This window comes from Pannonibacter sp. Q-1, from assembly GCF_054073275.1.
Map to the genome: position 1 here is coordinate 579,000 of NZ_JBSXNB010000004.1, position 26,399 is coordinate 605,398.

The 26,399-nt window shown below is 63.8% G+C and carries 27 protein-coding genes and 1 CRISPR repeat array; of the genes, 15 read left to right on the forward strand and 12 right to left on the reverse strand.

Translation table 11 applies throughout. The features are described 5' to 3' along the window. The first annotated feature begins 30 nt into the window (after nt 1–30). From ACVNHC_RS14165 to ACVNHC_RS14180, 4 genes are all read left to right on the forward strand, one after another. Nucleotides 31–423, forward strand: coding sequence for a hypothetical protein (locus ACVNHC_RS14165; RefSeq protein ID WP_457167628.1), 393 nt, complete (start codon nt 31–33; stop codon nt 421–423). Between the two features lie 104 nt (nt 424–527). After that, nucleotides 528–779: a DUF1330 domain-containing protein gene (locus ACVNHC_RS14170; protein WP_457167722.1), complete on the forward strand. Its 252-nt coding sequence runs from the start codon at nt 528–530 to the stop codon at nt 777–779. Nucleotides 780–1,013: 234 nt separating this feature from the next. Next, nucleotides 1,014–2,342 carry an adenylosuccinate lyase gene (gene purB, locus ACVNHC_RS14175; protein WP_055453814.1) on the forward strand — a complete coding sequence of 443 codons (1,329 nt, stop codon included), beginning with the start codon at nt 1,014–1,016 and terminating at the stop codon, nt 2,340–2,342. Between the two features lie 3 nt (nt 2,343–2,345). Continuing rightward, nucleotides 2,346–2,900, forward strand: a complete 555-nt coding sequence (locus ACVNHC_RS14180) for an RBBP9/YdeN family alpha/beta hydrolase (protein ID WP_123194625.1) — start codon at nt 2,346–2,348, stop codon at nt 2,898–2,900. 173 nt (nt 2,901–3,073) lie between these two features. Here the strand turns inward: ACVNHC_RS14180 and ACVNHC_RS14185 are convergent, their stop codons facing one another. From ACVNHC_RS14185 to ACVNHC_RS14195, 3 genes are all read right to left on the reverse strand, one after another. After that, nucleotides 3,074–3,289, reverse strand: a complete 216-nt coding sequence (locus ACVNHC_RS14185; protein WP_457167629.1) for a hypothetical protein — start codon at nt 3,287–3,289, stop codon at nt 3,074–3,076. A 148-nt stretch (nt 3,290–3,437) separates the two neighbouring features. Next, on the reverse strand, nt 3,438–4,205 hold the full coding sequence (locus ACVNHC_RS14190; protein WP_457167630.1) for an HpcH/HpaI aldolase family protein: 768 nt from the start codon (nt 4,203–4,205) through the stop codon (nt 3,438–3,440). Between the two features lie 154 nt (nt 4,206–4,359). Further along, nucleotides 4,360–4,683 carry a DUF1476 domain-containing protein gene (locus ACVNHC_RS14195; RefSeq protein WP_050472660.1) on the reverse strand — a complete coding sequence of 108 codons (324 nt, stop codon included), beginning with the start codon at nt 4,681–4,683 and terminating at the stop codon, nt 4,360–4,362. Between the two features lie 292 nt (nt 4,684–4,975). Between ACVNHC_RS14195 and purC the strand changes: the two genes are divergently transcribed. After that, nucleotides 4,976–5,773 (forward strand): phosphoribosylaminoimidazolesuccinocarboxamide synthase, encoded by a 798-nt coding sequence (purC, locus tag ACVNHC_RS14200; protein ID WP_019964626.1) that lies wholly within the window; start codon nt 4,976–4,978, stop codon nt 5,771–5,773. A 62-nt stretch (nt 5,774–5,835) separates the two neighbouring features. On the opposite strand, the gene ACVNHC_RS14205 is transcribed toward purC, so the two are convergent. Next, nucleotides 5,836–6,516 carry an NADPH-dependent F420 reductase gene (locus tag ACVNHC_RS14205; protein WP_122520380.1) on the reverse strand — a complete coding sequence of 227 codons (681 nt, stop codon included), beginning with the start codon at nt 6,514–6,516 and terminating at the stop codon, nt 5,836–5,838. Nucleotides 6,517–6,620: 104 nt separating this feature from the next. Here ACVNHC_RS14205 and ACVNHC_RS14210 point away from each other — a divergent pair, with 104 nt between their 5' ends. From ACVNHC_RS14210 to speB, 6 genes are all read left to right on the forward strand, one after another. Then, on the forward strand, nt 6,621–7,550 hold the full coding sequence (locus ACVNHC_RS14210; protein WP_186391956.1) for a LysR family transcriptional regulator: 930 nt from the start codon (nt 6,621–6,623) through the stop codon (nt 7,548–7,550). 167 nt (nt 7,551–7,717) lie between these two features. Next, a complete protein-coding gene (gene purS, locus ACVNHC_RS14215) occupies nt 7,718–7,957 on the forward strand; it encodes a phosphoribosylformylglycinamidine synthase subunit PurS (protein ID WP_019964623.1) in 240 nt (79 codons plus the stop codon). Nucleotides 7,958–7,977: 20 nt separating this feature from the next. Further along, on the forward strand, nt 7,978–8,085 hold the full coding sequence (locus tag ACVNHC_RS14220) for a phosphoribosylformylglycinamidine synthase-associated small membrane protein (protein ID WP_457167631.1): 108 nt from the start codon (nt 7,978–7,980) through the stop codon (nt 8,083–8,085). A 70-nt stretch (nt 8,086–8,155) separates the two neighbouring features. Beyond that, nucleotides 8,156–8,827, forward strand: coding sequence for a phosphoribosylformylglycinamidine synthase subunit PurQ (purQ, locus tag ACVNHC_RS14225; protein WP_457167632.1), 672 nt, complete (start codon nt 8,156–8,158; stop codon nt 8,825–8,827). Between the two features lie 687 nt (nt 8,828–9,514). Beyond that, nucleotides 9,515–9,763 carry a DUF2164 domain-containing protein gene (locus ACVNHC_RS14230; protein ID WP_457167633.1) on the forward strand — a complete coding sequence of 83 codons (249 nt, stop codon included), beginning with the start codon at nt 9,515–9,517 and terminating at the stop codon, nt 9,761–9,763. 62 nt (nt 9,764–9,825) lie between these two features. Next, nucleotides 9,826–10,794: an agmatinase gene (gene speB / locus ACVNHC_RS14235; protein ID WP_457167634.1), complete on the forward strand. Its 969-nt coding sequence runs from the start codon at nt 9,826–9,828 to the stop codon at nt 10,792–10,794. Nucleotides 10,795–10,819: 25 nt separating this feature from the next. On the opposite strand, the gene ACVNHC_RS14240 is transcribed toward speB, so the two are convergent. After that, entirely contained in the window at nt 10,820–11,068 is a 249-nt protein-coding gene (locus ACVNHC_RS14240) for a DUF1127 domain-containing protein (protein WP_122520384.1), read from the reverse strand. Nucleotides 11,069–11,170: 102 nt separating this feature from the next. Between ACVNHC_RS14240 and ACVNHC_RS14245 the strand changes: the two genes are divergently transcribed. The 4 genes from ACVNHC_RS14245 (at nt 11,171) to grxD (ending at nt 15,809) form a co-directional block, all read left to right on the forward strand. After that, nucleotides 11,171–12,685, forward strand: a complete 1,515-nt coding sequence (locus ACVNHC_RS14245) for an aminotransferase-like domain-containing protein (RefSeq protein WP_457167635.1) — start codon at nt 11,171–11,173, stop codon at nt 12,683–12,685. A 172-nt stretch (nt 12,686–12,857) separates the two neighbouring features. Continuing rightward, on the forward strand, nt 12,858–15,056 hold the full coding sequence (gene purL / locus ACVNHC_RS14250; RefSeq protein WP_457167636.1) for a phosphoribosylformylglycinamidine synthase subunit PurL: 2,199 nt from the start codon (nt 12,858–12,860) through the stop codon (nt 15,054–15,056). Between the two features lie 57 nt (nt 15,057–15,113). Next, nucleotides 15,114–15,347 carry a BolA family protein gene (locus ACVNHC_RS14255; RefSeq protein ID WP_050472653.1) on the forward strand — a complete coding sequence of 78 codons (234 nt, stop codon included), beginning with the start codon at nt 15,114–15,116 and terminating at the stop codon, nt 15,345–15,347. A 132-nt stretch (nt 15,348–15,479) separates the two neighbouring features. Continuing rightward, the gene (grxD, locus tag ACVNHC_RS14260) at nt 15,480–15,809 is read left to right on the forward strand and encodes a Grx4 family monothiol glutaredoxin (RefSeq protein WP_019964614.1); all 330 of its coding nucleotides are present in this window, start codon (nt 15,480–15,482) and stop codon (nt 15,807–15,809) included. A 69-nt stretch (nt 15,810–15,878) separates the two neighbouring features. After that, nucleotides 15,879–18,159: direct repeats of the CRISPR family, unit length 32 nt; unit sequence GTTTCGATCCGCGCCCCTGTGAGGGGGCGACC. Between the two features lie 246 nt (nt 18,160–18,405). Here grxD and cas2 read toward each other — a convergent pair. The 7 genes from cas2 to ACVNHC_RS14295 form a co-directional block, all read right to left on the reverse strand. Then, nucleotides 18,406–18,696: a CRISPR-associated endonuclease Cas2 gene (gene cas2, locus ACVNHC_RS14265; RefSeq protein ID WP_050472652.1), complete on the reverse strand. Its 291-nt coding sequence runs from the start codon at nt 18,694–18,696 to the stop codon at nt 18,406–18,408. Between the two features lie 9 nt (nt 18,697–18,705). Further along, nucleotides 18,706–19,737, reverse strand: a complete 1,032-nt coding sequence (cas1c, locus tag ACVNHC_RS14270; protein ID WP_457167637.1) for a type I-C CRISPR-associated endonuclease Cas1c — start codon at nt 19,735–19,737, stop codon at nt 18,706–18,708. Next, nucleotides 19,734–20,435 carry a CRISPR-associated protein Cas4 gene (gene cas4 / locus ACVNHC_RS14275; RefSeq protein ID WP_457167638.1) on the reverse strand — a complete coding sequence of 234 codons (702 nt, stop codon included), beginning with the start codon at nt 20,433–20,435 and terminating at the stop codon, nt 19,734–19,736. Before cas4 ends, cas1c begins: the two co-directional genes overlap by 4 nt. 3 nt (nt 20,436–20,438) lie before the next feature. Continuing rightward, on the reverse strand, nt 20,439–21,392 hold the full coding sequence (gene cas7c / locus ACVNHC_RS14280) for a type I-C CRISPR-associated protein Cas7/Csd2 (RefSeq protein WP_058899465.1): 954 nt from the start codon (nt 21,390–21,392) through the stop codon (nt 20,439–20,441). Next, on the reverse strand, nt 21,389–23,170 hold the full coding sequence (gene cas8c / locus ACVNHC_RS14285; RefSeq protein WP_457167639.1) for a type I-C CRISPR-associated protein Cas8c/Csd1: 1,782 nt from the start codon (nt 23,168–23,170) through the stop codon (nt 21,389–21,391). Before cas8c ends, cas7c begins: the two co-directional genes overlap by 4 nt. Beyond that, nucleotides 23,167–23,775 (reverse strand): type I-C CRISPR-associated protein Cas5c, encoded by a 609-nt coding sequence (cas5c, locus tag ACVNHC_RS14290; RefSeq protein ID WP_457167640.1) that lies wholly within the window; start codon nt 23,773–23,775, stop codon nt 23,167–23,169. The genes cas8c and cas5c overlap by 4 nt, the downstream gene beginning before the upstream one ends. A 75-nt stretch (nt 23,776–23,850) precedes the next feature. Continuing rightward, the gene (locus ACVNHC_RS14295) at nt 23,851–26,169 is read right to left on the reverse strand and encodes a CRISPR-associated endonuclease Cas3'' (RefSeq protein ID WP_457167641.1); all 2,319 of its coding nucleotides are present in this window, start codon (nt 26,167–26,169) and stop codon (nt 23,851–23,853) included. Nucleotides 26,170–26,399 lie beyond the last annotated feature (230 nt).

Here is a 26,399-nt window from a genome sequence, read left to right on the forward strand (position 1 = left end):
CCTGCTTCCAGCACTCGACAGGACAGTCCAATGCCTTTTCTTTCCCTGAAAACCATCCTTCTCGCAGATGCTGCAGCCTGCCTTGCCATGGGCGCGCTGCTGATTGCCGGGGCCTCGCCCCTGGCAGCCGTCACGGAGATACCTGCGGCACTCTCCACCTGGGCTGGCGTGCTTCTTCTGCCCGTCGCCGCCTTCATTGCCGCCGCCGCGTTCCGCTTCAGCCACATGACCGCAATGGCAGGGATCATCATCCTGGGAAACATCGCGTGGATCGTGGCCAGCATGGCACTGCTCGTCATGGACCTGATTGCGCCCAACGCTTTTGGAACGGCGTTTATCATCGCCCAGGCTCTGGCCGTTGCCGTCCTCACCTGGCTTGAAACCACAGCAGTGACCCGGCGTTCCCATGCTCACTCCGCTTGAGCCGGAATGTCTGCATCAGGAAGGACTGAGACATGACAGCCTATGCCATCGCCCGGATCTGCAAGGTCGAAATGGGTCCCGAAATCGTGACCTAACTGGAAAAGATCGACGAAACCCTCGCGCCCTTTGGCGGCCGGTTCATCATCCACGGCGGCGGAAAAACCGTGCTGGAAGGTGACTGGACTGAAGACCTCGTCATCATCGCCTTTCCGTCGATGCCAGATGCGCAAGCATGGTATGCATCTGCGGCCTATCAGGCGATCCTGCCGCTGCGAACGGAAAACGCCGCTTCGGATGTCATCCTCATGCAAGGGGTGGATGCAGATCACCGGGCAACCGATATTCTTGCCAATTGAGCAAATGCGCTTGCTGCGCGCCTCTGCCGGTCCTGACGGCAGGCGCGCAGCGGCTTCCTGCTGGTGCGGCCTGAAACAGCCAAGCCATGCCGATACGCCGGAGCGGGCTCGGGCTGTAGTTTGGCCAAATCTTCGCTTTCGCTCAGTTTCGTGCCCCTTCACCGCCGCATGGCATTGAGCCTCTGGCCGGTCTCTGATAGACCCCAGCCAGTTTTCCCAGAATGAGGACCCGCGATGATCCCGCGCTATTCCCGCCCTGACATGGTTGCCATCTGGTCTCCCGAGACGAAATTCCGCATCTGGTTTGAGATCGAGGCCCATGCCTGCGACGCGCTGGCGGATCTTGGCGTGATCCCGAAGGAGGCGGCGCAGACCATCTGGGAAAAGGGCGGCGCGGCCACCTTCGATATCGAGCGCATCGATGAGATCGAGCGCGAGACGAAGCATGACGTCATCGCCTTCCTCACCCATCTGGCCGAGATCGTCGGCCCGGATGCCCGTTTCGTTCACCAGGGCATGACGTCCTCAGACGTGCTGGACACCTGCTTCAACGTGCAGCTGGTGCGCGCCACCGATCTTCTGCTGAAGGACATGGATGCGCTGCTGGCCGCCATCAAGCGCCGCGCCTTCGAGCACAAGGACACGGTCTGCATCGGCCGCTCGCATGGCATCCATGCCGAGCCCGTCACCTTCGGCCTGAAGATGGCCGAGGCCTATGCCGAGTTCGACCGCTGCCGCAAGCGCCTGATGAATGCGCGCGAGGAAATCGCCACCTGCGCCATTTCCGGCGCCGTCGGCACCTTCGCCAACATCGACCCGCGCGTGGAAGAGCATGTGGCGCAGGCCATGGGCCTGAAGGCGGAGCCTGTGTCCACGCAGGTGATCCCGCGTGACCGTCACGCCATGTACTTCGCCACGCTCGGCGTCATCGCCTCGTCCATCGAGCGCGTGGCCACGGAAATCCGCCACCTGCAGCGCACGGAAGTTCTGGAAGCGGAGGAGTATTTCTCCCCCGGCCAGAAGGGCTCTTCAGCCATGCCGCACAAGCGCAACCCGGTGCTGACCGAAAACCTGACGGGCCTTGCCCGCCTCGTGCGCGGCTTCTCCATCCCGGCGATGGAAAACGTCGCCCTGTGGCACGAGCGGGATATCTCCCACTCCTCCGTCGAGCGCATGATCGGTCCGGACGCCACCGTCACCCTCGACTTTGCGCTGGCCCGCCTCACAGGCGTCATCGACAAGCTGCTGGTCTATCCGGAGCGCATGATGGGCAACATGGACCGTCTCGGCGGCCTCGTGCATTCCCAGCGCATCCTGCTCGCCCTCACCCAGGCCGGTTCCTCGCGTGAGGATGCCTACCGTCTGGTGCAGCGCAATGCCATGAAGGTCTGGGAAAGCTATCAGGTGTCAGGTTCGGCCGGTGTGGACTTCCTGAGCGAACTGCTGAACGATGCAGATGTGCGCCAGTATCTGTCGGAAGACCAGATCCGCGACCGGTTCGACCTCGGCTATCACACCAAGAACGTGGACGTGATCTTCCAGCGCGTCTTCGGGGAAAGCTGACCCATGAAGATCGCCGACGCCGACATCCTGCTCATTCCCGGCTATGCCAACAGTGACCCCGGTCACTGGATGCGCCGCTGGGAAGAGAAGATGGCCAACGCACGGGTGGTGGAACAGGACAACTGGTTCACGCCCTCCAGGAAGGTCTGGATGGAGACGCTGCTGGCCGCCATCAAGGCGGCGGAGCGCCCGGTGGTGCTGGTCGCCCATTCCCTCGGCTGCATTCTGGTTGCCCATGGCGCCCATGTGCTGCCAAAGGACAAGGTGAAGGGCGCCTTCCTCGTCGCCCCGTCCGACTGGGACCGGCCCGGCCTCGTGCCCGCCTTTGACGGCGGCGATTTCGTGCCGGTGCCGCGCATGCCCCTGCCCTTCCGCACCCATCTGGTCGCAAGTCAGAACGACGCTTACTGCGACTTCGAGGTGGCCAAGGGCTTTGCCCACAGCTGGGGCGCCACGTTCCAGGATGCGGGCCATGTCGGCCACATCAACCTTGAAAGCGGCCATGGCCCCTGGCCCGAAGGCATGATGTCCTTCGCCCATTTCATGGCGCGCATGTAATACCACGCACTCGATGAGATTGACTCATCGAGTGCCGGTTAAGCCCTTGCGGCGCTTGAGCATTTTCAAGGCGTGATGCGTCAGCAACTCAGAGCCTTGGTATAAGTGCAGACCTTGCGGCGGCGGGAAGGCCCATCATCAGCCTTCCTGAGCCAGCTTTCAGGACATAGCGCTCACGCAACCCGGTCGCGGGGCTGAATCATGTCGCGGATGTGCTTGCCGACCAGGATGCTGGCCGGAATGGCCAGAACCAGGCCGCAGGCCGCGGCCCCTGCCAGCATCAGCGGATTGAAGTGGTCGAGACCATAGACCGACAGCGGCACAAGAGCGCCGATGCCGGCCATTGTCGGTCCGATGATGATGAAGAGAATCGCGGCAAGCTTCCACATGACACAGGCTCCGGTTACGGATGCCCGGCGCGCAGGAGCACGCCGCAGCATCCCGATCACCGCGCCTGCCGTCCGGGCGCCACTGCCCCATGCCGGTGATCTTCCCCGTCAAGTTGCGCTGGCCGGAGCGGATGGTCCTTGATCCGGATCAAGCAAGCCGTGCCAGAACGTCGCGGAAGGCGCCTTGAATGACCGGCAGATCCATGCCATGGGCGAGCAGACGGTAGCCCATGGCCTCAGCCGCCTTCACATCCTCCGGCGTCATGCAGAAATAGCCAGCAAAGCGCCCGGCGGCGCGGGTCTTGCGGATGATCCGTTCTGCAGCCTCCCGAACGGCCTCGCTGTGGGGGTTGAGCGCGGCGCCATTGGACAGGGTCAGCGACAGGTCGCCCGGCCCGACGAACACCCCGTCAATGCCCGGCACAGCCAGAATTTCATCCAGCGCTGCGACGGCCTCGGGCGTTTCGATCATGGCAAAGGCCAGAACCTCGCTGTTGGCGCCAGCGAGATAGTCCGGCATGGTCTGCCCGGCCAGCATCGAGGCGCGCACAGGGCCCCAGCTGCGGCTGCCCAGCGGCGGATATTTCATCGCGGCGGCAAAGGCTCTGGCGTCTTCCGCAGAATTGATCATCGGCGCGATCACCGCCTCGGCCCCCGCATCGGCGGCACGGCTGGCCATGGCATTGCCGCCCACGGGAATGCGGACGATCCGATGCGCTCCGCCCAGCGCCACGGCGGCCAGACAATCGCGGATGCTGCCCGCATCATGAATGCCGTGCTGCATGTCCAGCGTCACCGCGCCAAAGCCCGCCCGCGCCATGGCCTCGGCCACCACGGGCGCCGGCAGCACGGACCAGGCCGTCACCACCGTTTCATCCGCCTTGAACCGCGCTGCGAGTGTCTTCCTGTGTGCCATCCGGGCCTCCCTTTTTCTGCCCCCATCAGACAGGATGTCAGACAACCCGGCAAGGCAGAATCAGGCTGCATTCGTTCGCCGTCCCCATACCCGGCAAAAAACCTCCGCGCCGGTGGCACGGAGGTTTTTCGTCATGCGCCGTACGGATGAAAGGTCAGATGCCCTTCTGGATCTGGTCGATCGCGGTGTGCATCAGCTCGTCCATGGTGCGGCGAATCTGGTGATCGGACTGTTCCACATGGCCCTTGTCGAAATCGGCGCGGATCTTGCGGAAAACGTCCTCATCGCCAGCTTCCTCGAAGTCGGCGCGCACCACTTCCTTTGCATAGTCATCTGCCGCTGCAGCAGAAAGCCCAAGCTTTTCCGCAGCCCACAGGCCCAGAAGCTTGTTGCGCCGGGCGTTCGCCTTGAAGCGCAGCTCCTCGTCATGAGCGAACTTGTTTTCGAAACTCTCCCCACGACCGTCAAACGTGCTCATGAAATGCCTCCTCTTGTGCAGACAGCAAACCTTCAACCACCTGCGTGGCCCCATACATATGGTATCTGTTCCGCGCTCTGCATATCCCCCGCAATGATGCAAATCAACGCACTAGCGCAGAGATTGCCGCGACGTGAGCCGCATCCGCAAATGATTACCCCGGCTCCATTGTACTTTTGCAAAGGATCGTTTAAGTTCCGCGCCGCTAATGCGGGGCTAATTGTCGATGTTGAAGGAAATGGCCAGCACTTGCGCCACTTCAAAATCGCATGCACAGGAGTTTCCCGCATCGATGGATTTTCTCAAGCAAACACGGTACGTGCCCATGAATCGCCGCCGGCGTATCTATGAAGGCAAGGGCAAGATCCTCTATGAGGGCCCTGAGCCTGGAACCTTGATCCAGCATTTCAAGGACGATGCAACCGCCTTCAACGCCAAAAAGCACGAGATCGTGGACGGCAAGGGCGTGCTTAACAACCGCATCTCCGAATACATCTTCAACCAGCTGAATGGCATGGGCATCCCGACCCATTTCATCCGCCGGATGAACATGCGCGAGCAGCTGATCCGCGAAGTCGAGATCATCCCGCTCGAAGTCGTGGTGCGCAATGTTGCAGCCGGTTCGCTCGCCACGCGCCTCGGCATCGAGGAAGGCGTGCAGCTGCCGCGCTCCATCATCGAGTTCTATTACAAGAACGACGCCCTCAACGACCCGATGGTCGCTGAAGAGCACATCACCGCCTTTGGCTGGGCCACCCCGCAGGAACTCGACGACATCATGGCGCTCGCCATCCGCGTCAACGACTTCCTGTCCGGCCTGTTCCTCGGCGTCGGCATCCGCCTTGTCGATTTCAAGATCGAATGCGGCCGCCTGTTCGAAGGTGACATGATGCGCATTGTCGTTGCGGACGAAATCTCGCCGGACAGCTGCCGTCTGTGGGATATCGCCACCAACGACAAGATGGACAAGGACCGCTTCCGCCGCGACATGGGCGGGATGCTGGAAGCCTATCAGGAAGTCGCGCGCCGTCTCGGCATCCTGAACGACAACGAGCGCCCCAACGGCTCCGGCCCGACGCTCGTCCAGTAAGGCTCAACACCCTCAAGGCCCCGTCCGGCAGCTGCCGGACGGGGCCTTTTGTGTTAGTAAGCCTACGGCAAGACCTCCATACCCTGTTTGCGCCAGGCCCCCTCCTCCACAAACGCATCCCGCGTGGTTGCCGCGAGCATGCGTTCCAGCTCTGCCCTGTTCAGCCACATGCAGTATGCCGGCCGGGCACGCTCAAAACGCCAGCCTTCACTCAACGGCCCGGCATCCGCCACATCGAAACCGAACTCTTCATAAAGACGGGCGACAAGAGCCTTCGCATCCGCATCATCCCCGGCAATCGGAAGCGCGCGCCGGTCAGTTGCGCCGGATGGCCTTCCATCCTTCGAAAGATCAGCCATGACGATGGCATTGAACGCCTTGACCACACGCGATTGCCGCAAATGCGCCGCCAGCAATTCGCTCGTTGTCGTTTGCTGCCGGTCCAGCTCTTCAATCGTGCCATCCCGCTCCGGATAGTAGTTGTTCGTGTCGATCACGATCTTGCCTGCGAGCGGCAGGACAGGGATTGACCTGTAGGCCTTCAGCGGCACGGCAACAACGGCAAGATCACCGAATACGGCCGCTTCTTCCGCCGTTCCGGCAGCGCAGCCGAGCGCACCGCGCACGCTGAACAGCGTGTCTGGTCCGCGGGAGTTGCTGATCATCACCTCATGGCCATTGGCGGCGGCAAGCTTCGCAATGGCCTGACCAACAAAGCCTGCACCGATAATTCCTATTCTCATGACTCACTCCCTTTTCAGGTGTTGCAGCCATGATCTAAATTAACAACCAATCAGGAATAAATTTCACATATTGCTCAACACTAACAACATCAGGTAGGCAATTGATGGACAGGCTCACCAGCATGGCTGTCTTCGTGAAGGCTGCGGATCTTGGCTCCTTCGCCAAGGCGGCGGCTGCGTTGAACCTGTCGCCGCAAATGGTCGCCAAGCATGTGCTCTCCCTCGAAGACCGGCTCGGCATGACCTTGCTCAACCGGACGACACGGCGGCAAAGCCTGACCGATATCGGCCGGGCCTATTACGACCGCTGCAAACTTGTGCTGGCCGAAGCAGAGGCGGCGGACGGTCTTGCCAATGAAATGCGCAAGACCCCGCGCGGCATCCTGCGCATCGGCGCGGGCAAGACATTCGGAGCTTTTGCACTGGCTCCGTTCCTCAAGAACTGGCTGTCAGAACATCCGGGCGTGGAGGCCGACCTGGTACTGGAGGACCGCTACACCGACCCGCTGGACGAAGGACTTGATGTGATCATCCGCATTGGAGAGCTGGCGGACACGAATCTGATTGCTCATCCGCTGGCGCCCTACCGCCTGATCACCTGCGCTTCACCGGCCTATCTTGCCGAACACGGCACGCCCGTTCATCCCTCAGACCTCGAAAGCCATCAATGTCTGGGCTTTGCCAGCTGGTCACGCACCTTCGGCTGCGAGTGGACATTTGCAAAGGATGGCAGAACTCAGACAATCAATGTGCAGGGGCGGCTGCGCAGCAACGACTGGGCGGCACTGCTGAATGCAGCTGTTGCAGGAATGGGGATTACACTCGGCCCGGAACGTGTCCTGTCGGCGGAACTGACGTCAGGACGGCTTGTCCGGGTGCTGCCGGATTATGATGGCCCGGCCAAACCGGTGCATCTTCTTTATCCGGCATCCCGCCGTCCGGCGGCAGCCTTGCGGGCCTTCATCGAGGCTGCCGTGAGAGAATTCGGCGATCCCCGATCAACACGGCAAAAACCATCGCGCACCGGCACCTGATCCACCGGAACAGGGAGGAAACGGTGCTGCCCAAGTGCAGCGCATCAATATGTCCTTAAGTTTGTGCCTATGGGGCGAAGCCCCTTCCGTCACGGGGCTGGTTGGTGTAAGCAGCGCGGCAGAAAAGGGCCGCATTGGCCATGGCGATTAACGGAAAGACGAGAGCGATGAAGGCACGTGTCACCGTCACCCTGAAGAACGGCGTTCTGGACCCCCAGGGCAAGGCCATCGAAGGGGCGCTCGGCGCTCTCGGTTTTGACGGCATCAATGGCGTGCGCCAGGGCAAGGTCTTCGACGTGGAGCTGAGCGACCGCGACGCGGCCAAGGCCCGCGAAGAGCTGACCGCCATGTGCGAGAAGCTGCTCGCCAACACCGTCATCGAGAACTACGCCATCGAAATCCTCTGAGGCAGACTGAGGCTGCGGCCATGGATCCGGATGCACAAAAGGCGATCCGCTTTCTCCTGATCAAGGCCGCCATCTTCATCCTGCTGCCGGCAGCGCTCAGTCTTCTGGCTGTTCTCCTGCTGCTCTAGAGTTTGCAAGGGCCGCCGAGGCCCATCCGATCCGCCGCAGTCCGCCAGGACGACACACGGGAAGCCTGCCATGAAGTCCGCCGTCATCCTCTGCCCCGGCCTCAACCGCGACCGTGACATGCTCTACGCACTGGAGCAGATCACCGGCCAGAAGCCTGCCACGGTCTGGCACACGGATACGGACATTCCGGATGTGGACCTGATCGTCATCCCCGGCGGCTTCTCCTATGGCGACTATCTGCGCGCCGGTGCCATTGCCGCCCGCTCGCCGGTGCTGCAGGAGGTGATCGCCCGTGCCGCCAGGGGCGTGCATGTGCTGGGCGTGTGCAACGGCTTCCAGATCCTCACCGAGGCTGGCCTGCTGCCGGGCGCGCTGATGCGCAATGCCGGGCTGAAGTTCATCTGCAAGGAAATCGAGCTGGAAACGGTCAACGCGAAGTCGGCCTTCTCCAGCGCCTTCCGGCAGGGTGAAGTCTGGCGCTGCCCGATCGCCCATCACGACGGCAACTACTTCGCCGATGCCGAAACGCTGAAGGCCATCGAGGACAACGGCCAGGTGGTGTTCCGCTATGCCAACGGCTGCAACCCGAACGGCTCGATCAACGATATCGCCGGTGTGATGAACAAGGCCGGCAACGTGCTCGGCATGATGCCGCACCCGGAAAATCTGATCGAAGACCTGCAGGGCGGCACCGATGGCCGCAAGATCTTCGAAAGCCTGCTCGGCCAGCTGGTGGCCTGAAACGGGCGCGGCCGGCTGCTCACTTAAGGGTGAATGCGGCAACCGGCACAGTTTCTCAGCCCTCCTCCTCGTGGGGTGGTGCTTAGACTAGACAGCCAGTCAGGCTCCAGCTCCTCTCCCCCCTTGAGGGGGAGATGCCCCCGGCAGGGGGCAGAGGGGGGTAGCTGACTATCCGATTGTGAGAGAGGCCCTGCTTTATTGAAGCGCTGATACCCCCCTCTGTCTGCTCTCGCAGACATCTCCCCCTCAAGGGGGGCTACCAGATTCACACATCAGATCTGGAAACCGCCCGCAATGAGGCGTTTGCTTTTCGGGGGGGCGCCTGCCGCCCCCCTCCCCCTGGTGGGGAGGGGTGAGGGGTGGGGGGCTCTGAGCCGAAAAATATATGAAAGACAAATAGATACCTGAAAATGCCTCACGAGGAGCAGCTGTCTGATATCAATGGACACCCTGCCAGCCGGAAAGCCCCCCACCCCTCACCCCTCCCCACCAGGGGGAGGGGGGCTGAAACACCGCGCCAGAGTAACCAGACTGCTGGCTGTCCCCAAGCCGTCTTTGGCTTCAGACACGATGTGTGCATGCAGTAGCTCAAGGGGGGAGAGGGGCGCTGCGGCTAAAGGAGAGTACCTCCGGCGCGCCCTTCCTGCAGCCTGTCTGAAGAGAAATCCAACCAAAGGGATGATCTCCATGAAAAAGCTGGAACTCCCCCGCGACCTGCAGACCCGGATTGCCAGCCGTCTTTCGGATTTCTGCCGGAACGAGCTGGACGTGGATCTGGGCAACATGGACGCGCTGCGGCTGCTGGACTTTCTGGCACAGGAAGCCGGCAGCGCCTTCTACACCCTCGGCGTCCGTGATGCCGCCGCACAGGCGGCAAAGCGCTTCGAAGATCTTTCCGACGATCTGTCCGGCCTTGAGCGTCAGGACTGGCGCTGAAACCCTCTTGTCCTTCCCTGCCCCCACCGGGCATGCTGGGAAAAACGGGCAAGGGGCACAGCATGGACGACACATTCTTTCAGCCGGTATCCGGGTTCGAGCTGCCGCGTTTTGCCGGCATTCCCACCTTCATGCGCCTGCCGCATGTGAACATTGCCTCACCGGAGGCTGAGCGCGTTGATATCGGCCTGATCGGCGTGCCCTGGGATGGCGGCACCACCAACCGGGCGGGTGCCCGCCACGGGCCGCGCCAGCTGCGCGATCTCTCCACCATGATCCGGCAGGTGCATCCGCACACGCGGATCAATCCCTTCGGTCTCGCCAATTGCGCCGATCTGGGCGATGCACCGGTCAATCCCGCCGATGTGCAGGACGCATTGGCGCGGATTACCGGTTTCTATGACCAGATCGTCGATCTCGGCATCACGCCGCTGACGGCGGGCGGCGATCATCTGGTTTCGCTGCCGGTCCTCAGGGCACTGGCCCGCAGCGGCCCGCTGGGCATGATCCATTTCGATGCCCATACCGATCTCTTCGACAGCTATTTCGGCGGCTTCCGCTACACCCACGGCACGCCCTTCCGCCGCGCCATCGAGGAGGAGCTGCTGGACCCGGAGCGCGTCGTGCAGATTGGCATTCGCGGCACGATGTATGATGGCGAGGATATCGAGTGGGGCGAAGCGCAGGGCGTGCGCATCATCATGATCGAAGAGCTGATGGAGCGCGGGATCGATCACGTGATGGCTGAGGCCCGCGAACGGGTGGGGAGAACACCGGCCTATGTCAGCTTCGATATCGATGTGATCGACCCCGCCTTTGCCCCCGGCACCGGCACACCGGAAATCGGGGGCATAACCTCGTTTCAGGCGCAGCGGCTGATCCGGCGGCTGGCGGGCGTCAATGTGGTGGGCGCCGATCTTGTGGAGGTGTCACCCCCGTTTGATCCTTCGGGCGGCACCGCATGGCTCGGTGCCTCGCTGATGTTCGAACTGCTTTGCATTCTGGCTACGGCAAGAGCGCAGCAGGACTGACCGCCAGCACCGCACGAAACAGGCATCAGTCGCGCGGACGCTCCCGGTAGATCCAGAAAGGCCGCGCGGCTTCCTTCGCTGCCTGCTCCCGGGTGATGCCGATATCGGCCAGCTCATCATCCGTCAGTTCAGACAATTGCGCCCGTGTCCTGCCGACAGTCAGCCACATGGCCAGCGTCGCGATCACGGCCTTGAGCAGACCGGAAAAGCGGCGTGCCGGACGCGCTTCACGCAAGACAATTTCTGGCTCTTCGCACTGATGAACGTGGGACATGTCACTCTCCAAGCGGTACAATTGATACAATTTCGTTTCATTGACCCCGTAACCGCTGTATGAATTGACTCACTTCCCGGCGCAAGCTATAGAATTGTCACCATGACAAATTGGCTCCCTGATCTCCCCTCGGGCAAAGGCCCGCTCTATGTCCGCCTTGCCCAGCGCATTGCCGATGACATCGTCTCCGGCGCCCTGCCTGCTGGAGCAAAGCTGCCGCCGCAGCGGGACCTCGCCTATGACCTGGGCGTCACCGTTGGCACCGTGGGCCGCGCCTATGGCATCGTGCGCGAGCGCGGGCTGGTCAGTGGCGAGGTGGGCCGGGGCACCTATGTGCTCGCAGGCGGCGCAGCACCGGAAGCCGCCAGCCCGGTGAACGGGTCCGCCTCCCCTGCCTTGTCTTATACCCTTGAAGAGAAGCCGGTTGCGGCACCCGCCAGCACGCCCGCCTGGACGCATCTGGCGATGGCCAATCCCGACGCCAGCTTCGGCGGCACCCGTCACGCCGTCGCCCCAGCCGGTGCCTTGCGGCTGGACAGCACCTCCGCGCCGGAAGTCGGGCAGGCACAGGCGATCGAGCAGATCATATCCGGGATAGCCCGGGAAATGCCTTACGAGATTGCCAGCTACACCCGGATGGTGCCGGACAGCTGGCGGCTGGCCGGCCAGCAGTGGCTTGCCCGCTGCGGCTGGACGCCCGCATCAGAAACGATTGTTCCCACCACGGGCGCACGCGGCGGACTGATGGCCATCATCAACGCCACCACAATGCCGGGCGACCGGGTGATCTTCGAGGAACTGACCTACAGTTCCATCGTAAGAGGCATCACGCTGACCGGCCGCCAGGCGGTGGCCGTGGCGCGGGATGACGAAGGTCCAATTCCGGAGGATCTGGCCCGCCTTTGCGCCCAGCAGCATCCGCGCGCCATCTTCCTGATGCCGACCGTACACAATCCGACGCTGGGCCAGATGAGCACGGCACGTCAGGCAGAGATCATCGCCATCGCCCGCGAGCACAATCTCTGGATCATCGAGGATGAGGTCTACGGCTCCCTGCATGCAGGCGGCATCCTGCCCTTCGCAGAGCTTGCCCCGGAGCGGACCTTCCATGTGGGATCGCTGTCCAAATCCGTCTCGGCAGGCATTCGCGGCGGCTGGATCGCCTCTCCGCCCAGTCACGCACAGCGGCTGTTCACGGCTCACAACATGCTGACGGGAGGCCTGTGCTTCCTGATGGCGGAACTCGCCGCCCGGCTCGTGCTTTCCGGCACTGCGGATGACTTGCGGCAGCGTATCTTGCAGGAACTGGCCGCCCGGCACGAGATCACGCAGGGCCTTCTCGCCGGACAGACCTTCAACGCCTCTCCGCAGACGCCCTTCATCTGGCTGAAGCTGCCGGAGCCCTGGATGTCCGGAACCTTCAAGACCGCCGCCGCCGCGCAAGGGGTGCTCGTGGATGACGAGGACGAGTTCAAGACCGGCCGCAGCGCCCGCGTCTATCACCGGGTCCGGCTCGGCACCAGCAACACCCACACGCGGGAAGAACTGATCAAGGGCCTCGGCATCATCCGCGATCTTCTGCGCAATGCCAGCACCGGTTACGACAGTTTCGAGTGAGACAGCGGCAGGCTTCATCAGCATAGGCAGTGGCATATGACGCCGGCGAAAACACTGGCCGCAAAATAGCCGCAGGAAACTGCGCAACAGTCTCCCATTCCCGCCGACGATCTGTTAAACCGGCCCCGAACATCATCCCCGGCACGACCCTGCCAGACGACTGCGGACGCCCATGATCCCCAACGACATCAAAATCACGCCAGATCTCGTCGCGGCCCACGGCCTGAAGCCCGACGAATACCAGCGCATTCTGGATCTGATCGGCCGCGAGCCGACCTTCACCGAACTCGGCATCTTCTCGGCCATGTGGAACGAGCATTGTTCCTACAAGTCCTCGAAGAAGTGGCTGAAGACCCTGCCCGTCACCGGCGAGCGCGTGGTGCAGGGCCCGGGCGAGAATGCCGGCGTCGTGGACATTGGCGATGACGATGTGATCGTCTTCAAGATGGAAAGCCACAACCACCCCTCCTACATCGAGCCCTATCAGGGCGCGGCGACGGGCGTTGGCGGCATCCTGCGTGACGTCTTCACCATGGGCGCGCGCCCGGTGGCGGCCATGAACGCCCTGCGCTTCGGCGCGCCGGACCATCCGCGCACCCGCCACCTCGTCTCCGGCATCGTTGCCGGTGTCGGCGGCTATGGCAATTCCTTCGGCGTGCCGACGGTGGGCGGCGAAGTGGAATTCCACCCGCGCTACAACGGCAACTGCCTCGTCAACGCCTTTGCCGCAGGGCTTGCCAAGAAGGACGGCATTTTCCTGTCCAAGGCCGAAGGCGTCGGCCTGCCGGTCGTCTACCTCGGCGCCAAGACCGGCCGCGATGGCGTCGGTGGTGCGACCATGGCCTCGGCCGAGTTCGACGACACCATCGAGGAAAAGCGCCCGACCGTGCAGGTGGGTGACCCTTTCACCGAAAAGTGCCTGCTGGAAGCTTGCCTTGAGCTGATGGCCACCGGTGCCGTCATCGCCATTCAGGACATGGGCGCGGCTGGCCTCACCTGTTCCGCCGTCGAGATGGGCGCCAAGGGCGACCTCGGCATCGAGCTGGACCTCGACAAGGTGCCGGTGCGCGAAGAGCGCATGACTGCCTACGAGATGATGCTGTCGGAAAGCCAGGAGCGCATGCTCATGGTGCTGCGCCCCGAGAAGGAGCAGGAAGCCGCTGCCATCTTCCGCAAGTGGGGTCTGGACTTTGCCATCGTCGGCATGACCACGGACACGCTGCGCTTCATCGTCAAGCACCAGGGCGAGGTCGTGGCCGACCTGCCGATCAAGGAGCTGGGCGACGAGGCCCCCGAATATGACCGCCCGTGGGTGGAGCCGGTGAAGCGCCCGCTGCTGGATGCAGCCAGCATTCCCGCCCCTGCCGATTACGCCGCTGCCCTGCTGCAGCTGGTGGGCGGCGCCAATGGCTCGTCCCGCCGCTGGGTCTACGAGCAGTATGACACGCTGATCCAGGGCAACAGCGCAGCCCGCCCGGGCGGCGATGCCGGTGTCATCCGCGTCAACGCCGCAGGCAAGGGCCTTGCCTTCTCCGCCGACGTGACGCCGCGCTACTGCGAGGCCGATCCCTTCGAGGGCGGCAAGCAGGCGGTGGCCGAAGTCTGGCGCAACCTGACCGCCACCGGCGCCGAGCCGCTGGCCGTGACCGACAACCTGAATTTCGGCAACCCCGAGAAGCCGGACATCATGGGCCAGTTCGTCTTCTGCATCAAAGGCATCGGCGAGGCCTGCCGCGCGCTGGACTTCCCGATCGTCTCGGGCAACGTCTCGCTCTACAACGAGACTCATGGCCAGGCGATCCTGCCCACCCCGGCCATTGCCGGTGTCGGCCTGCTGCCGGATGTGAATGTGCGCGCCTCTGCCGCCTTTGCGCAGGACGGTGACGTGATCTTCCTCATCGGCGGCACCGGCACGCATCTGGGCGCCTCGCAGTATCTCTACGAGGTGCTGGGCCGTGAGGAAGGCGCACCGCCGCCGGTGGATCTGGCCGCCGAGCGCCGCAATGGCGAGCTGGTGCGCGGCTGGATCCGCGAGACCCGCGCCACCGCCGTGCATGACATCTCATCCGGCGGCCTGGCCGTGGCCCTCGCTGAAATGGCCATGTCCGGCAACCTCGGCGCAACGGTGAAGGTCAATGGCGAGGCTCATGCCGCCCTCTTCGGCGAGGATCAGGCCCGCTATGTGGTCACCGTCAAGGCGGACGAGGCTGATGGCATCGAGGAAGACGCGCTGGACGCTGGCGTTTCCGTGGAGCGCCTCGGTGTGGTGGGTGGCAGTGAATTGACTGTCGAGGGTACCCTCACCATATCCGTTGCAAAGCTCAAGGAAGCACATGAGAATTGGTTCCCCAGCTTCATGGCGGCCAGCTGACGGCTGCCATGACCCGCGATACGCGGATTGAACTTCAGAGGGAAGAGGACTGACCACATGCCGATGGACGCAAACGAGATCATCACCCTGATCAAGGCCGCCCTGCCCGACGCAACCGTCGAGGTGCGCGATCTGGCGGGCGACGGCGACCACTACGCCGCCAACGTGGTCTCGGAATCCTTCCGCGGCAAGAGCCGCGTCCAGCAGCATCAGATGGTCTATCAGGCGCTGAAGGGCAACATGGGCGGCACGCTGCACGCCCTCGCCCTGCAGACCAGCGCCCCCGATTGAGCAATGGACTGAGACTGAACCGGAGCGGGCCAGCCGGAGCCGCAAGGCACAGGCCCGCAGCTGATTTGTAAAACGCACAGGCCGGCCCACGCCCGGCCCCATCAGGGACAAGGCTCCCGGAAGGACATGGCAATGAGCATCCAGGACTGGATCAAGAACGAAGTCGAGACGAACGATGTCGTGCTGTTCATGAAGGGCACGCCGAACTTCCCGCAGTGCGGCTTCTCCGGCCAGGTCGTTCAGATCCTCGACTACATCGGCGTGCCCTACAAGGGCATCAACGTGCTGGAAGATGCTGATCTGCGCCAGGGCATCAAGGACTTCACCAACTGGCCGACGATCCCGCAGCTCTACGTCAAGGGCGAATTCCTCGGCGGCTGCGACATCGTGCGCGAGATGTTCCAGAACCAGGAACTCCAGGCCGTCTTCACCGAAAAAGGCATCCCCACGACAGCTGCCTGATGCCGTTGAAGTGAGCGTTTGAAAAAGGCCGGAGCGGCAACCGCTCCGGCCTTTTTTTGTTTTTGTGGTGCCTCCCTCCGCGCCCCGGTGAGGGGGCGACCGGGTACCTGCATGGCAGTCTGGAACGTGCATCAGGTTTCGATCCGCGCCCCTGTGAGGGGGCGACTCCCGGTACTGCGAGCGGTCGACTGGGAGCCCTTGGTTTCGATCCGCGCCCCTGTGAGGGGGCGACCCGGGCCTGTTTGGTTCGTCGGCGTCTAGCCAGATGTTTCGATCCGCGCCCCTGTGAGGGGGCGACCCGACAACGCCCGGCAGATTATATCACCTGAAACGTTTCGATCCGCGCCCCTGTGAGGGGGCGACGGCCGTCACACGCTGATCATGGTCGATGAGGCGCAGTTTCGATCCGCGCCCCTGTGAGGGGGCGACATCGGGCCAGCCCCTCTCGTCTGCATCTGCCTCAGTTTCGATCCGCGCCCCTGTGAGGGGGCGACCGGGTAACGGGCCTGCTGGTCCCGGTCTGTGTAGAGTGTTTCGATCCGCGCCCCTGTGAGGGGGCGACCCGATCTCGCCACGCGCATCAGGCCGATACCGTGGTTTCGATCCGCGCCCCTGTGAGGGGGCGACCAACGGACGGCGGCAGCTTGACGGAAAGCGTGGTGTTTCGATCCGCGCCCCTGTGAGGGGGCGACCGTCGAGGCTTCTGACAACTACGAAAAGGTACTCGCTGTTTCGATCCGCGCCCCTGTGAGGGGGCGACCTGCCGATGGCCGTGACCACCGTCATATCGGAATGTTTCGATCCGCGCCCCTGTGAGGGGGCGACCGACCGGGACAGCTGGTGCCACCCTGACTGCCGGGTTTCGATCCGCGCCCCTGTGAGGGGGCGACCCAGCCAGCTTTCAATGTTCACGGACGCATCATCCAGGTTTCGATCCGCGCCCCTGTGAGGGGGCGACCTCGGAGAGGCGGACCATTCGTCAACGCCCATGATGTTTCGATCCGCGCCCCTGTGAGGGGGCGACCATGTTCGACAGGCTCACAGTGATGCCGTCCGCCTGTTTCGATCCGCGCCCCTGTGAGGGGGCGACCGGAGGGTGCGAATGTCCGCTTTGCCGGTGGCACGTTTCGATCCGCGCCCCTGTGAGGGGGCGACCTCTGGATCCGCGCGGGCTGGTCCGAATCTCCACTGTTTCGATCCGCGCCCCTGTGAGGGGGCGCCCCCCTGATACGAGCGGTTGAGATCGTCCATGCCCTGTTTCGATCCGCGCCCCTGTGAGGGGGCGACCCATCCGCGTCCACAAATCGCGGATTAGGTTGCAGCGTTTCGATCCGCGCCCCTGTGAGGGGGCGACCTCTGTCTGTCGCGCAAACTGAGATTTGACTGGCCGTTTCGATCCGCGCCCCTGTGAGGGGGCGACCCAGCGAGCGCGGGCGCGCCACCCTCATCCATCACGTTTCGATCCGCGCCCCTGTGAGGGGGCGACCAATTGACACCCATTCGCCCCACTGCTTGAAGAAGTTTCGATCCGCGCCCCTGTGAGGGGGCGACCGCGGTTGCGCGCATCAACTGGATGCGGCATTCCATGTTTCGATCCGCGCCCCTGTGAGGGGGCGACCTCTGCTCGATGGGCACGGCAAGTTGATTGGCTGACGTTTCGATCCGCGCCCCTGTGAGGGGGCGACCTTCCAGCGCAGCGGATCGGCGAGCCACTGTTCATTGTTTCGATCCGCGCCCCTGTGAGGGGGCGACCGAGCCGCCTCCTTTGGCTTTTGCCTGGACTGTCAGTTTCGATCCGCGCCCCTGTGAGGGGGCGACCGCGCGGCGGACTTTTGGGTTGGTTCGGTGCTGGTGTTTCGATCCGCGCCCCTGTGAGGGGGCGACCAGGGCGCTATGGCGCAGCGCAGATCGTCTATCGGGTTTCGATCCGCGCCCCTGTGAGGGGGCGACCGTCTCTCGGCAGCTATCCCGATATGTCTCTGGCGGTTTCGATCCGCGCCCCTGTGAGGGGGCGACCCGCCGCATCCGCTTCGTCCGCTTGGTCAGTACCTGGTTTCGATCCGCGCCCCTGTGAGGGGGCGACCGCATGATCCGCGAATTCTTTGTGCTGGTGCCGAAGTTTCGATCCGCGCCCCTGTGAGGGGGCGACCGGGACAGTGCTGCAACCATCGAACGGTTGTACTGGTTTCGATCCGCGCCCCTGTGAGGGGGCGACCGCCGCCACCGCAGCCAGGCGCCGGTAGCAGTCCGTGTTTCGATCCGCGCCCCTGTGAGGGGGCGACCTGTCCGGCCGTCCGCCAGGCGCGCATCAACGCCTGGTTTCGATCCGCGCCCCTGTGAGGGGGCGACCTGTTTAGTCCTAACAGTTTGGCCGCAAAATGCAATTCCGCCCCGCAGCGCGATCCTGCGGGCAAAGGGTGGACAAGGATCGAAGGCGAAGGCAGCGCGGCACAGAGCGCGGCAGAAAAGACAGCAATGTCAAAGAGCGGGGCGGAGCGCGAACCTGCCGGGGAAACGGGTCACACTTCAGGTTCGCGCCCGGCGCAAAAGCCTGCTGCGCCGCACCGGGCCACGTGCGCAGGTGCAACGAACTACCCTAGATGATCAGCGGGCCGTTGAGGTCAGCGGCGGGCTTGGCGCCCACGTGTTCCACCCGGCGCTGCCAGTTCGCCCCCAGATAGTAATAGCGCAGGCTGTCCGTTTCCAGATCGACGATGCCTTCCAGCCGGGCTTTCAGCATGGTCCATTGTGCCGGGTCCACCTCGATCTCGAAAACCGAATATTGCACCCGCTGGCCATAGTCGCGGCAGGCCTTGGCAACGCGGCGCAGGCGCCCTGCCCCGCCGGGACCGGACGTGTTCACATCATAAGTGACGAGCACGAGCATGAGGCCGCCTCACTTCCAAAACCAGGGGGGATAGGCGTCAAGATCGCCGCGCAGATGGCGGGAGAGAAGCTGCGCCTGAAGATAGGGCACGAGGCCGAGGGGCGCCTTTTCCTCCAGAAACGGGTGCTGGCGCTCCTCGCGCTTGCGCTCCTGCCAGGCGGTGAGCACAAGCTTGCGCGCCTCATCGCCCAGAAAGACGGCGCCGCCATCGCGCAGCTCGAAATCTCTTGCCCGGAGCTGACGGCGGTTGAAGAGAGACAGGGCCAGCCGGTCCGCCAGCACGGGCCGCAGTTCCTCCATGAGATCCAGCGCAAGGCTAGGCCGTCCCGGCCTGTCCCGGTGGAGGAAGCCGACCGCCGGATCAAGGCCGACGCTTTCCGCCGCGCTGCGGCAGTCATGGGTGAGAAGGGTGTAGAGGAAGGACAGCAGCGCGTTGACCGGGTCCAGCGGCGGCCGGCGGGAACGGCCGCGAAAATGGATCTCCGCATCCGGCGAGCGGATCAGATGGTTGAAAACACCGAAGTAAAGCTGTGCCGCCTCCCCTTCTGCGCCGCGCAGCAGGTCCAGCCCCTGCAGCACCTCCAGCTTTTGCAGCAGTCGGGCCATGCGGCCCGTGGCATGGTCCAGCGCCTGCCGTGCCTCCTCCGGCGTGTCAGCGCCATGGTCGCGGAGGTGCCGCAGGAGCACGCTGCGCTGATTGGCGATCTTGCCCATGATGAAGCCGCGCACGATGCTGTCCGGATCTTCCGAGGCGGTGTATTGCGCCCGCCGCAGAAGCACATTGCCGCTGACCGGCCCTTCCACGCGGGCCTGAAACCGGCCGTTCCGCTCCAGCAGAACGATGGTGATGCCACCGGCGGCACAGGCCCCCATCAGGGCCGGAGACAGAAGAATGGGGCCGAAGGCAACAAGGCCGCCCAGCATGTGCAGCGGCACGCGGGCGCGTTCCACGCCTTCCACCTCGACCACGAGGTTTTCGCCGTCCTTGCGCAGGGCAGCCCCCTCGGTGGTGACATAGACCGTATTCAGAAGCTTCTTCATGCGCCTTCCTCAGATTCCAGCAGATCCCGGATCTGCCGCGCACGCCAGGCGAGGACGGGCCGTGCCACCTGCTTCGGGCGGCAAAGCTCTGCCAGCGAGCAGGCCCGGCACCGGTCAGCGCGGTAGACGGGTGGCGGTGTGCGCCGGGTGGCAAAGATGGCCGCAAGCTCTGCAATAGTGGCCAGCGTCAGCGCCCGCAGTTCCGCATCAAATGGCACCTCCAGCCGCCGTTTCGGCTCGGCATAGTAAAGCGCACCTGCGGGCACGGGCTGCCCGGTCATCTCCTCAAGGCACAGAGCCTGCGCACAGAGCTGCACCTCATCGGCCCGGTGCAGCTTGGCCTTGCCGCGCTTGAACTCCACCGGATAGGGCACCTCCCCGCCAGCCCCCTCACCGGACGGAGCCTTGTGGAACTCCACCAGATCGGCCACGCCTGCGATGTTGAGGCTGCGGCTTGCGAGCGGCAGGGCCGAAACCCGCCGCACGCCGCGCCCGTGCCGGGTGCCCGGCTTGTCCGCCACCGCATGCAGCACATGCCCTTCGGCGGTGAAGCGGTTGTCCGCCCACAGCCGCTCCAGATGGATGAGGGCGGCCTGCCGCAGGCAGTAAACGGCGTGCTGAAGGGCGGAGAGAGGTATTGCCTCCCCCTCGTCCAGCCCCGGTTCTGCGCTGCCGGTCAGGTCCGCCCCCTCGCCCATGGCTTACAGCCGCTCGATGATCTCCACCCCGGCCGGCAGGTTGTCCCGGTCGATGGTGACGATGTAGTCGGAGAACTTGCGGGCCGGCGGCAGGTTGCCAAGGCCCCGGTCATCGATGGCGCGGAACTCGCCATCCACATTGCGGCCCACCTGCACCCGGTCGAAAAGGACATGGGCAGGCGCCTTGCCGAGGGCGCAGTCATGCCGGAACACGATCAGTTTGCGGCTGGCCATCTCGCCGCGCGCGGCGGAACGGTCATGCTCGAACATGTTCTCAAGCGCCTCGAACAAGAGGTCCTTGTCCGCTTCCGAAAAGCCGGTTCGCTCCGCCAGCTTCGCCGAGATGAAGCCATGGGCGCGGTAAAGGCCATAAGGCACGATGTGCTTGCGGCCCATGGTGCGGTTTTCGGTGCGCTCGTTGCCATCCGATCCGGCCTGCTGAGCGGATTTCTCCTTCTCGCTGGTGGCCGCCATGCGGGTGATGGAAACTTCCAGCGGCTGGATCGGCTCGATCGAATGGGAGAAGGTCACCTGCACCGGCCCCCGCACCTGACCGCAATTGATGCCCGTGCTCATGACGGCGCCAAAGGTGCGCACATCGAAGAAGTTGCGGCACATGAAATCGCGCAGCTTCAGCGCCTCCTCGTCGTTGGCGGGGTTGAGCGACTTCTCCTTCGCCACCTTTTCCGCATCCGGACGCAGGGCCTTGTAGGCTTCCCGGTGCTTTTCGTTGAGGATGGCGCCTTCCTGCACATAGATGCCGAAGCCAGGCTCGCCGCTTCGGGCAAACTCCATGTAGTTGCGCACCTTGCGCTTCAGGCTCACGTCGGTGACGAGGCCATGGTTCGTCTCCGGGTCCATGCGCGGCAGGTTGCCTGCGTCCGGATCGCCGTTCGGATTGCCGTTGGTCACTTCAAACAGCAGGACGAATTCGTAACGGTTGGCGAGCGTGGTCATTCTGCAGTTTCCTCCTGCGGAGCGGCATCCTTGGCCGGTTTGAAGAATTCATTGCGCTGATGGTAGTAGCCGAGGCCGAAGAGCGCCTGTTCCTGCGGAGCCAGGGCCACGGGGAACGGATCGCCGTCCGGCGACATCTTCTCCATGATGGAGAAGACCAGCTTTTCCAGATTGACCTTCTGGTCCGGCCGCGTCTTGCCCAGCTTGGACAGATGCGGGGCCGAGCCCCTGTCGAGCATGGCAAAAACCTTTTGCGGCTGCGCCGGGGCCGAGCCGTAGAACTTGTCCTTGATGCTGGTGTTGACACCGCCCAGCGCGGCAGACTGGATCTGCTCGTAGACGGCAAACAGCCGCCCCAGCAGATAGCCCTTGTTCTCGTTGTCCGGGTCAAAAGCCACGGGAGCCTCCTTCTCAGGGTGAAGTTTGAAATTGCGGATCAGGACAGCGCGCAGCATCGCCACGCGCAGGGCATTGACATCGCCATCCGCCCGCAGGCGCATCAGCACCGAGGACAGCAGCGTCAGCGGATAGTCCGTGCCGGTCAGGATCGAGCGCAGCCACTCCCCGGCAAGGTTCGGCGGCACGTTCTCGCTCTTGCCCAGAACGGCTGTCTCGCGGAGGTAGCGCCACAAGGGCGGATTGCCCGAGCGGGGCGGCGGCGCAATCGCCATTTCGGCGGAGAAGCGGCGGTAATTGTCCGCCAGCACGCCGAAATCATCCTGCCAGTAGAAGCGGACCGACAGGCGCGCCGCATTGGGGGCAAGGCCCAGCACATGAAAGCGCACGCCTTCCGCCAGTTCCGGCTTCAGGCTTTCCAGCCTTTCGCCCGCCCTTATGCGCAAGAGGATGGCCTGCACCTGCTGCGCCTGCGCTCCCATATCCGCCGGTGGCGGCTCGTCAAAGAAGCCGATGGCAACCGATTCAGCCAGCTCCAGCAGCCCGGCATCAAGCCCATCCTCCTTGGGTTCCGCCCAGAAGATGGTCGAGGCATCTCCGAGTTGCAGAAAATGGCCGCTGCCGCGCTTGAGGCATTCGTTCAGCGCGCCGGTGTAACGCGCTGCCACTGCGGCGGAAACGGGCGCATTGTCGCCCTGTTCATGGCCATAGGAGGTGAAGGCATCCAGATTGAAAGAGACAAGCGAGGCACCGGAGGACTGCGCGCCCCAGACGCCCTTGACCGCCGGATGCAGCCGGGCGACAGGTGCGGCCTCGCCCGTGACAAGACAGACCGCGAGCCCGCCAGCACCTTCGGCATTGAGGCGGTCCCACAGCGCCCGCGCGGCGGGCCGCTCGTGCAGGAAACGTTTGCGGTGATCTGCCGCCAGTTCAAAGACGACATTCTGGTCCCGCATCTCCTCCGGCCAGAGCGGCGGTGTGAAATTCTCCGGGTTCCAGGACTGGAGAAACAGGCGCAGCGCCTTCAGCCCCACATCCTCGCTGCCGTCCAGTTCCTTCAGGTGACGCTCCACGAAAGCGGCATGCTCCTCCGCCAGCCGCTTGCCCTCGCCCGCCGTCACGCCCAGCACATAGGCCGTCTTGTCCCAGAGGAAATTCGGCGCCACGCCGGACGTGCGCTTCACCGGCTGGGGAACAGCCATCTGCTTCGGCGGCAGTTTCTTACTGGTCACATCGCGCAGGTCGATGACCTCGGCGCAGGCGCCATCTTCCCGCAGCGAGATAGCGAAGCTGATCTTTTCGCTCGAGAAGCCCAGCGGGGGAAGCCTGCCTTCGGCCTCCATCCGCTCGCCCAGGCGGTTCAGGGCCTGAAGTATCGTCATTTGCGGATCTCCGGTGAGCCGGGCTGCGGCACGTGGAGGACGCCGTCCACCAGTTCCGCCCGGAAGAACATGGACGGACGGTCCGGCCGCGTGTGGTCGATGTCCCACAGCATGAAGCCGAGATCACGGCTGCCAACTTCGGATGCCGGAATGGGCTCGCCTTCGCCGATCAGGCGGAAATCAGCGGCAAACTCCCGCGTGCCGAGGCAGGGCTGGTGGAAGCACTGGCCGCGCGCGGCCCTGCGGTTGAAGATGTCGAGGTGCTTGCCCTCGTTGTCGGAGGCATCGGCCCGTGTCGTCAGCTCGAAATGCGCCTCGATGACATAGGCCACATCGACAAGCACGGTGGAGGCCCGCTGCTGCCGGTCCTCGTCCACCAGCAGCGCCAGCCCCTCAAGGCTCTCCCGGTTCATCGCCGTGCGGATTTTCCCGGCCGGCGCCTTGTGGCCCACCTCGTTGCGCCGGATGGACTGGAAGCGAATGGGCTTCAGCACGTGGATACGGTCGATTACCCAGCGGATCGCCGGTTTCCAGTGCACCGCCTCCAGAATGCCCCGGGCGGCAGAGGGCGTCATCACGTCATAAGAGACGCGCTCGACCTTCATTTCAGGTCTGGTGAAACAGGCGTAGGGGCCTGAGACATATAGTTTTATGCCATAAGGCATTGCACACTTGCCTCCCTAGAAAATTGAACCTTCGATATTCAGAAACCCGGCATCATCCCAGAGCAGCCCCAGATCCGGCTTGTACAGGCCGCTCGCCTTTCCCAGCACGGCGAACTGGTCAGCGCGCAGGTGCGGGGCACGGAAGGAGACGTGGCGAGCGTTGATGAGCAGATCCCGCGCCGGTTTGGGCACCTGCACCACATGGCGTTGCAGCTTGCGGGCAAGGGTGCCGGAGGAGATGGTTTCGACAGACAGCTTATCGATCCACTCCTGCGCCTCATCGTCATAAGGGATGATCACTGGCACCATGGCGGTCTCGATCATGCGGAACCGCTCCGCGATGCTGCGGTAGGACATCTGCGTGCCCGTCACATCCCAGCGGACGAGATCAAGGATGTTTTCCCGGTCAAGGCCTGCGCCACGCCGCCAATAGAGTTCCTGGAAATAGGCCTTCACCGCCAGCGGCGAAAACAGGTCGCCATGCTCGCCGGAGATGCTGCGGAACACCTCGGCGAGCTGACGCATTTCCCGGGGCGCGGTGTGGTCTGCCGGGATGAAGACCGTCACCAAGCTTTCCTCCGGCCCTTTGCGCCCCTCGCGGTTGCAGCGGCCCGCCGCCTGCAGAACCTGATCCAGCCCGGCCTCCGCCCGCCAGACGCGGGGAAAATCTACATCGACGCCTGCCTCGATCAGCGAGGTGGCAATGACACGGCAGGGAGCCTCCCCTTTCAGGCGCTGGCGTACATCGTCCAGAATGAGCTTGCGGTGCGCGGCGCACTGGCGGGTGGTGAGATGCACCAGCCCCTCCAGCCCTTCGGCCTGCGCCGCCCTGTAGAGATCCAGCGCATGCTTGCGGCTGTTGACAATGACGAGCGCCTGCGGCGTCTCCTCCAGAGCCCGGACAAGATCATCATCGGCCAGAGTACCCCCGTGACGGATGGTGGCACGTCTCAGCTGCCGTGCAAGGCCAGCCGGGTCCGGTGCCAGTTCCCGCCCCTCCAGCGCCAGCCCCAGCAGCGGGTCATCCTCGTAGTCCCTGCGGTCCAGTGCAGGCTGGGTGGCGGTGCACAGCAGGATCGTACAGCCGTAATTGCGCGCCAGTTCGTCCAGCGCCATCACCGCCGGCTTCAGCAGATGCAGCGGCAAGGTCTGCGCCTCGTCCAGTATGATGACGCTGCGGGCAATGTTGTGCAGCTTGCGGCAGCGGCCGGGCCGGTTGGCGAAGAGGCTTTCGAAAAGTTGGACGTTGGTGGTGACGATGACGGGCGCCGCCCAATCCTCCATCGCCAGCTTCAGCTTGTCGCGCTGGCCACGCTCTTCAATCTTATCCTCCTCAATGGCCGAATGATGCTCCAGCACCATTCCGCTGCCCAGCACCTCCTGAAAGATCTGCGCCGTCTGATCGATGATGGAGGTGAAGGGACAGGCATAGATGATGCGCCGGTGCCCGTGGATCGCCGCATGGTCCAGCGCAAAGCCGAGAGAAGCCAGCGTCTTGCCGCCGCCGGTCGGCACGTTGAGTGAGAAAAGGCCCGGAGTATCGCCGGCACGGGCGCGGACATGGGACAGGATCGTGCCCCGCAAACTGTTGAGCGGACCTGCCTTCGCCGTCTGCGCCTTGGCTGCCATATAGGCGTCAAAGCCTGCCCTCAGGCGCTCCACCTCGCTGCGCAGATCCGGCCACTCACGGTCCGGCGTCTCCTGCGCAATACCGCTGTAGAAGATCTCCGTGTCCTTGAAGTCCGCATCCACAAGGCAGGAGAAAACCATGCGTCCCAGAAACGCCAGCTGAAACGCCCTGGCGGTATCCGGCGACCTGCCGCGCGTGCGCCCGTCCACCCGGAACGCCGGCGGGAAAAGCGGCCCCGCCACTCCGGTCAGGATCGCCTCAAGCTCCTGCCCCAGTTCTTCCTGCCAGCCAGTATCGAGCGTTGCTTCGTCAAAGGCTTCCAGCCGCTGTGCAAGACTGCGCCCCGAAGCCTCCGGCAGCAGCAACCTGTCCGGCATGCCGCCGTGGTGACCGGCAATGGCATGGGCCAGCAGTTCCAGCACAGCCTTGAGCCCGGGACCAGCGGTCTCCGCCCTCTGCATGAGAACTGCCGCCCCCGCAGTGGCATGATCCACGGACGAGCCCTTGCCGGCGATGTAGCGCTGAAAGGCCGGATTGTACTTGCCGAGGTCATGCAGAAGACCGGCAAGCCGGGACATTGCAGCCACCCCAAAGGGCTCTGCAAAGTTGGCCGCCAAGCTGCCAACGTCGCCCAGATGTTCCCTCAGCCCCTGCCACACCTCAAACGGCGCGCCTTCGACCGAATGCGCGAAAAACCTCTCCATCCCTGCCCCCAGCCGTTCCGATGGTTAACGGCATCAGCATCAGAGCGGCGCGGAAAGATAAATGCAAGCAGAAGATGCATAAGTACACATGCTTATTCTTGCGTGCTGTTCTCCCCCGCCCTTCCTCCCTGAACCGCAGATGAACCGCGGGTTCCGGTGCGGTACAGGCGGGTTTTGGCAGTCTTCGGGACATGAGGCGGGCGCAGGGCCGGCCGGAGTGGAGCGGGGAT

Coding starts and splice junctions, on each gene's coding strand:
- ACVNHC_RS14165 (WP_457167628.1), top strand. CDS start 31: ATGCCTTTTCTTTCCCTGAAAACCATCCTTCTCGCAGATGCTGCAGCC.
- purB (WP_055453814.1), top strand. CDS start 1,014: ATGATCCCGCGCTATTCCCGCCCTGACATGGTTGCCATCTGGTCTCCC.
- ACVNHC_RS14180 (WP_123194625.1), top strand. CDS start 2,346: ATGAAGATCGCCGACGCCGACATCCTGCTCATTCCCGGCTATGCCAAC.
- ACVNHC_RS14185 (WP_457167629.1), bottom strand. CDS start 3,289: ATGTGGAAGCTTGCCGCGATTCTCTTCATCATCATCGGACCGACAATG.
- ACVNHC_RS14190 (WP_457167630.1), bottom strand. CDS start 4,205: ATGGCACACAGGAAGACACTCGCAGCGCGGTTCAAGGCGGATGAAACG.
- ACVNHC_RS14195 (WP_050472660.1), bottom strand. CDS start 4,683: ATGAGCACGTTTGACGGTCGTGGGGAGAGTTTCGAAAACAAGTTCGCT.
- purC (WP_019964626.1), top strand. CDS start 4,976: ATGGATTTTCTCAAGCAAACACGGTACGTGCCCATGAATCGCCGCCGG.
- ACVNHC_RS14205 (WP_122520380.1), bottom strand. CDS start 6,516: ATGAGAATAGGAATTATCGGTGCAGGCTTTGTTGGTCAGGCCATTGCG.
- ACVNHC_RS14210 (WP_186391956.1), top strand. CDS start 6,621: ATGGACAGGCTCACCAGCATGGCTGTCTTCGTGAAGGCTGCGGATCTT.
- purS (WP_019964623.1), top strand. CDS start 7,718: ATGAAGGCACGTGTCACCGTCACCCTGAAGAACGGCGTTCTGGACCCC.
- ACVNHC_RS14220 (WP_457167631.1), top strand. CDS start 7,978: ATGGATCCGGATGCACAAAAGGCGATCCGCTTTCTCCTGATCAAGGCC.
- purQ (WP_457167632.1), top strand. CDS start 8,156: ATGAAGTCCGCCGTCATCCTCTGCCCCGGCCTCAACCGCGACCGTGAC.
- ACVNHC_RS14230 (WP_457167633.1), top strand. CDS start 9,515: ATGAAAAAGCTGGAACTCCCCCGCGACCTGCAGACCCGGATTGCCAGC.
- speB (WP_457167634.1), top strand. CDS start 9,826: ATGGACGACACATTCTTTCAGCCGGTATCCGGGTTCGAGCTGCCGCGT.
- ACVNHC_RS14240 (WP_122520384.1), bottom strand. CDS start 11,068: ATGTCCCACGTTCATCAGTGCGAAGAGCCAGAAATTGTCTTGCGTGAA.
- ACVNHC_RS14245 (WP_457167635.1), top strand. CDS start 11,171: ATGACAAATTGGCTCCCTGATCTCCCCTCGGGCAAAGGCCCGCTCTAT.
- purL (WP_457167636.1), top strand. CDS start 12,858: ATGATCCCCAACGACATCAAAATCACGCCAGATCTCGTCGCGGCCCAC.
- ACVNHC_RS14255 (WP_050472653.1), top strand. CDS start 15,114: ATGCCGATGGACGCAAACGAGATCATCACCCTGATCAAGGCCGCCCTG.
- grxD (WP_019964614.1), top strand. CDS start 15,480: ATGAGCATCCAGGACTGGATCAAGAACGAAGTCGAGACGAACGATGTC.
- cas2 (WP_050472652.1), bottom strand. CDS start 18,696: ATGCTCGTGCTCGTCACTTATGATGTGAACACGTCCGGTCCCGGCGGG.
- cas1c (WP_457167637.1), bottom strand. CDS start 19,737: ATGAAGAAGCTTCTGAATACGGTCTATGTCACCACCGAGGGGGCTGCC.
- cas4 (WP_457167638.1), bottom strand. CDS start 20,435: ATGGGCGAGGGGGCGGACCTGACCGGCAGCGCAGAACCGGGGCTGGAC.
- cas7c (WP_058899465.1), bottom strand. CDS start 21,392: ATGACCACGCTCGCCAACCGTTACGAATTCGTCCTGCTGTTTGAAGTG.
- cas8c (WP_457167639.1), bottom strand. CDS start 23,170: ATGACGATACTTCAGGCCCTGAACCGCCTGGGCGAGCGGATGGAGGCC.
- cas5c (WP_457167640.1), bottom strand. CDS start 23,775: ATGAAGGTCGAGCGCGTCTCTTATGACGTGATGACGCCCTCTGCCGCC.
- ACVNHC_RS14295 (WP_457167641.1), bottom strand. CDS start 26,169: ATGGAGAGGTTTTTCGCGCATTCGGTCGAAGGCGCGCCGTTTGAGGTG.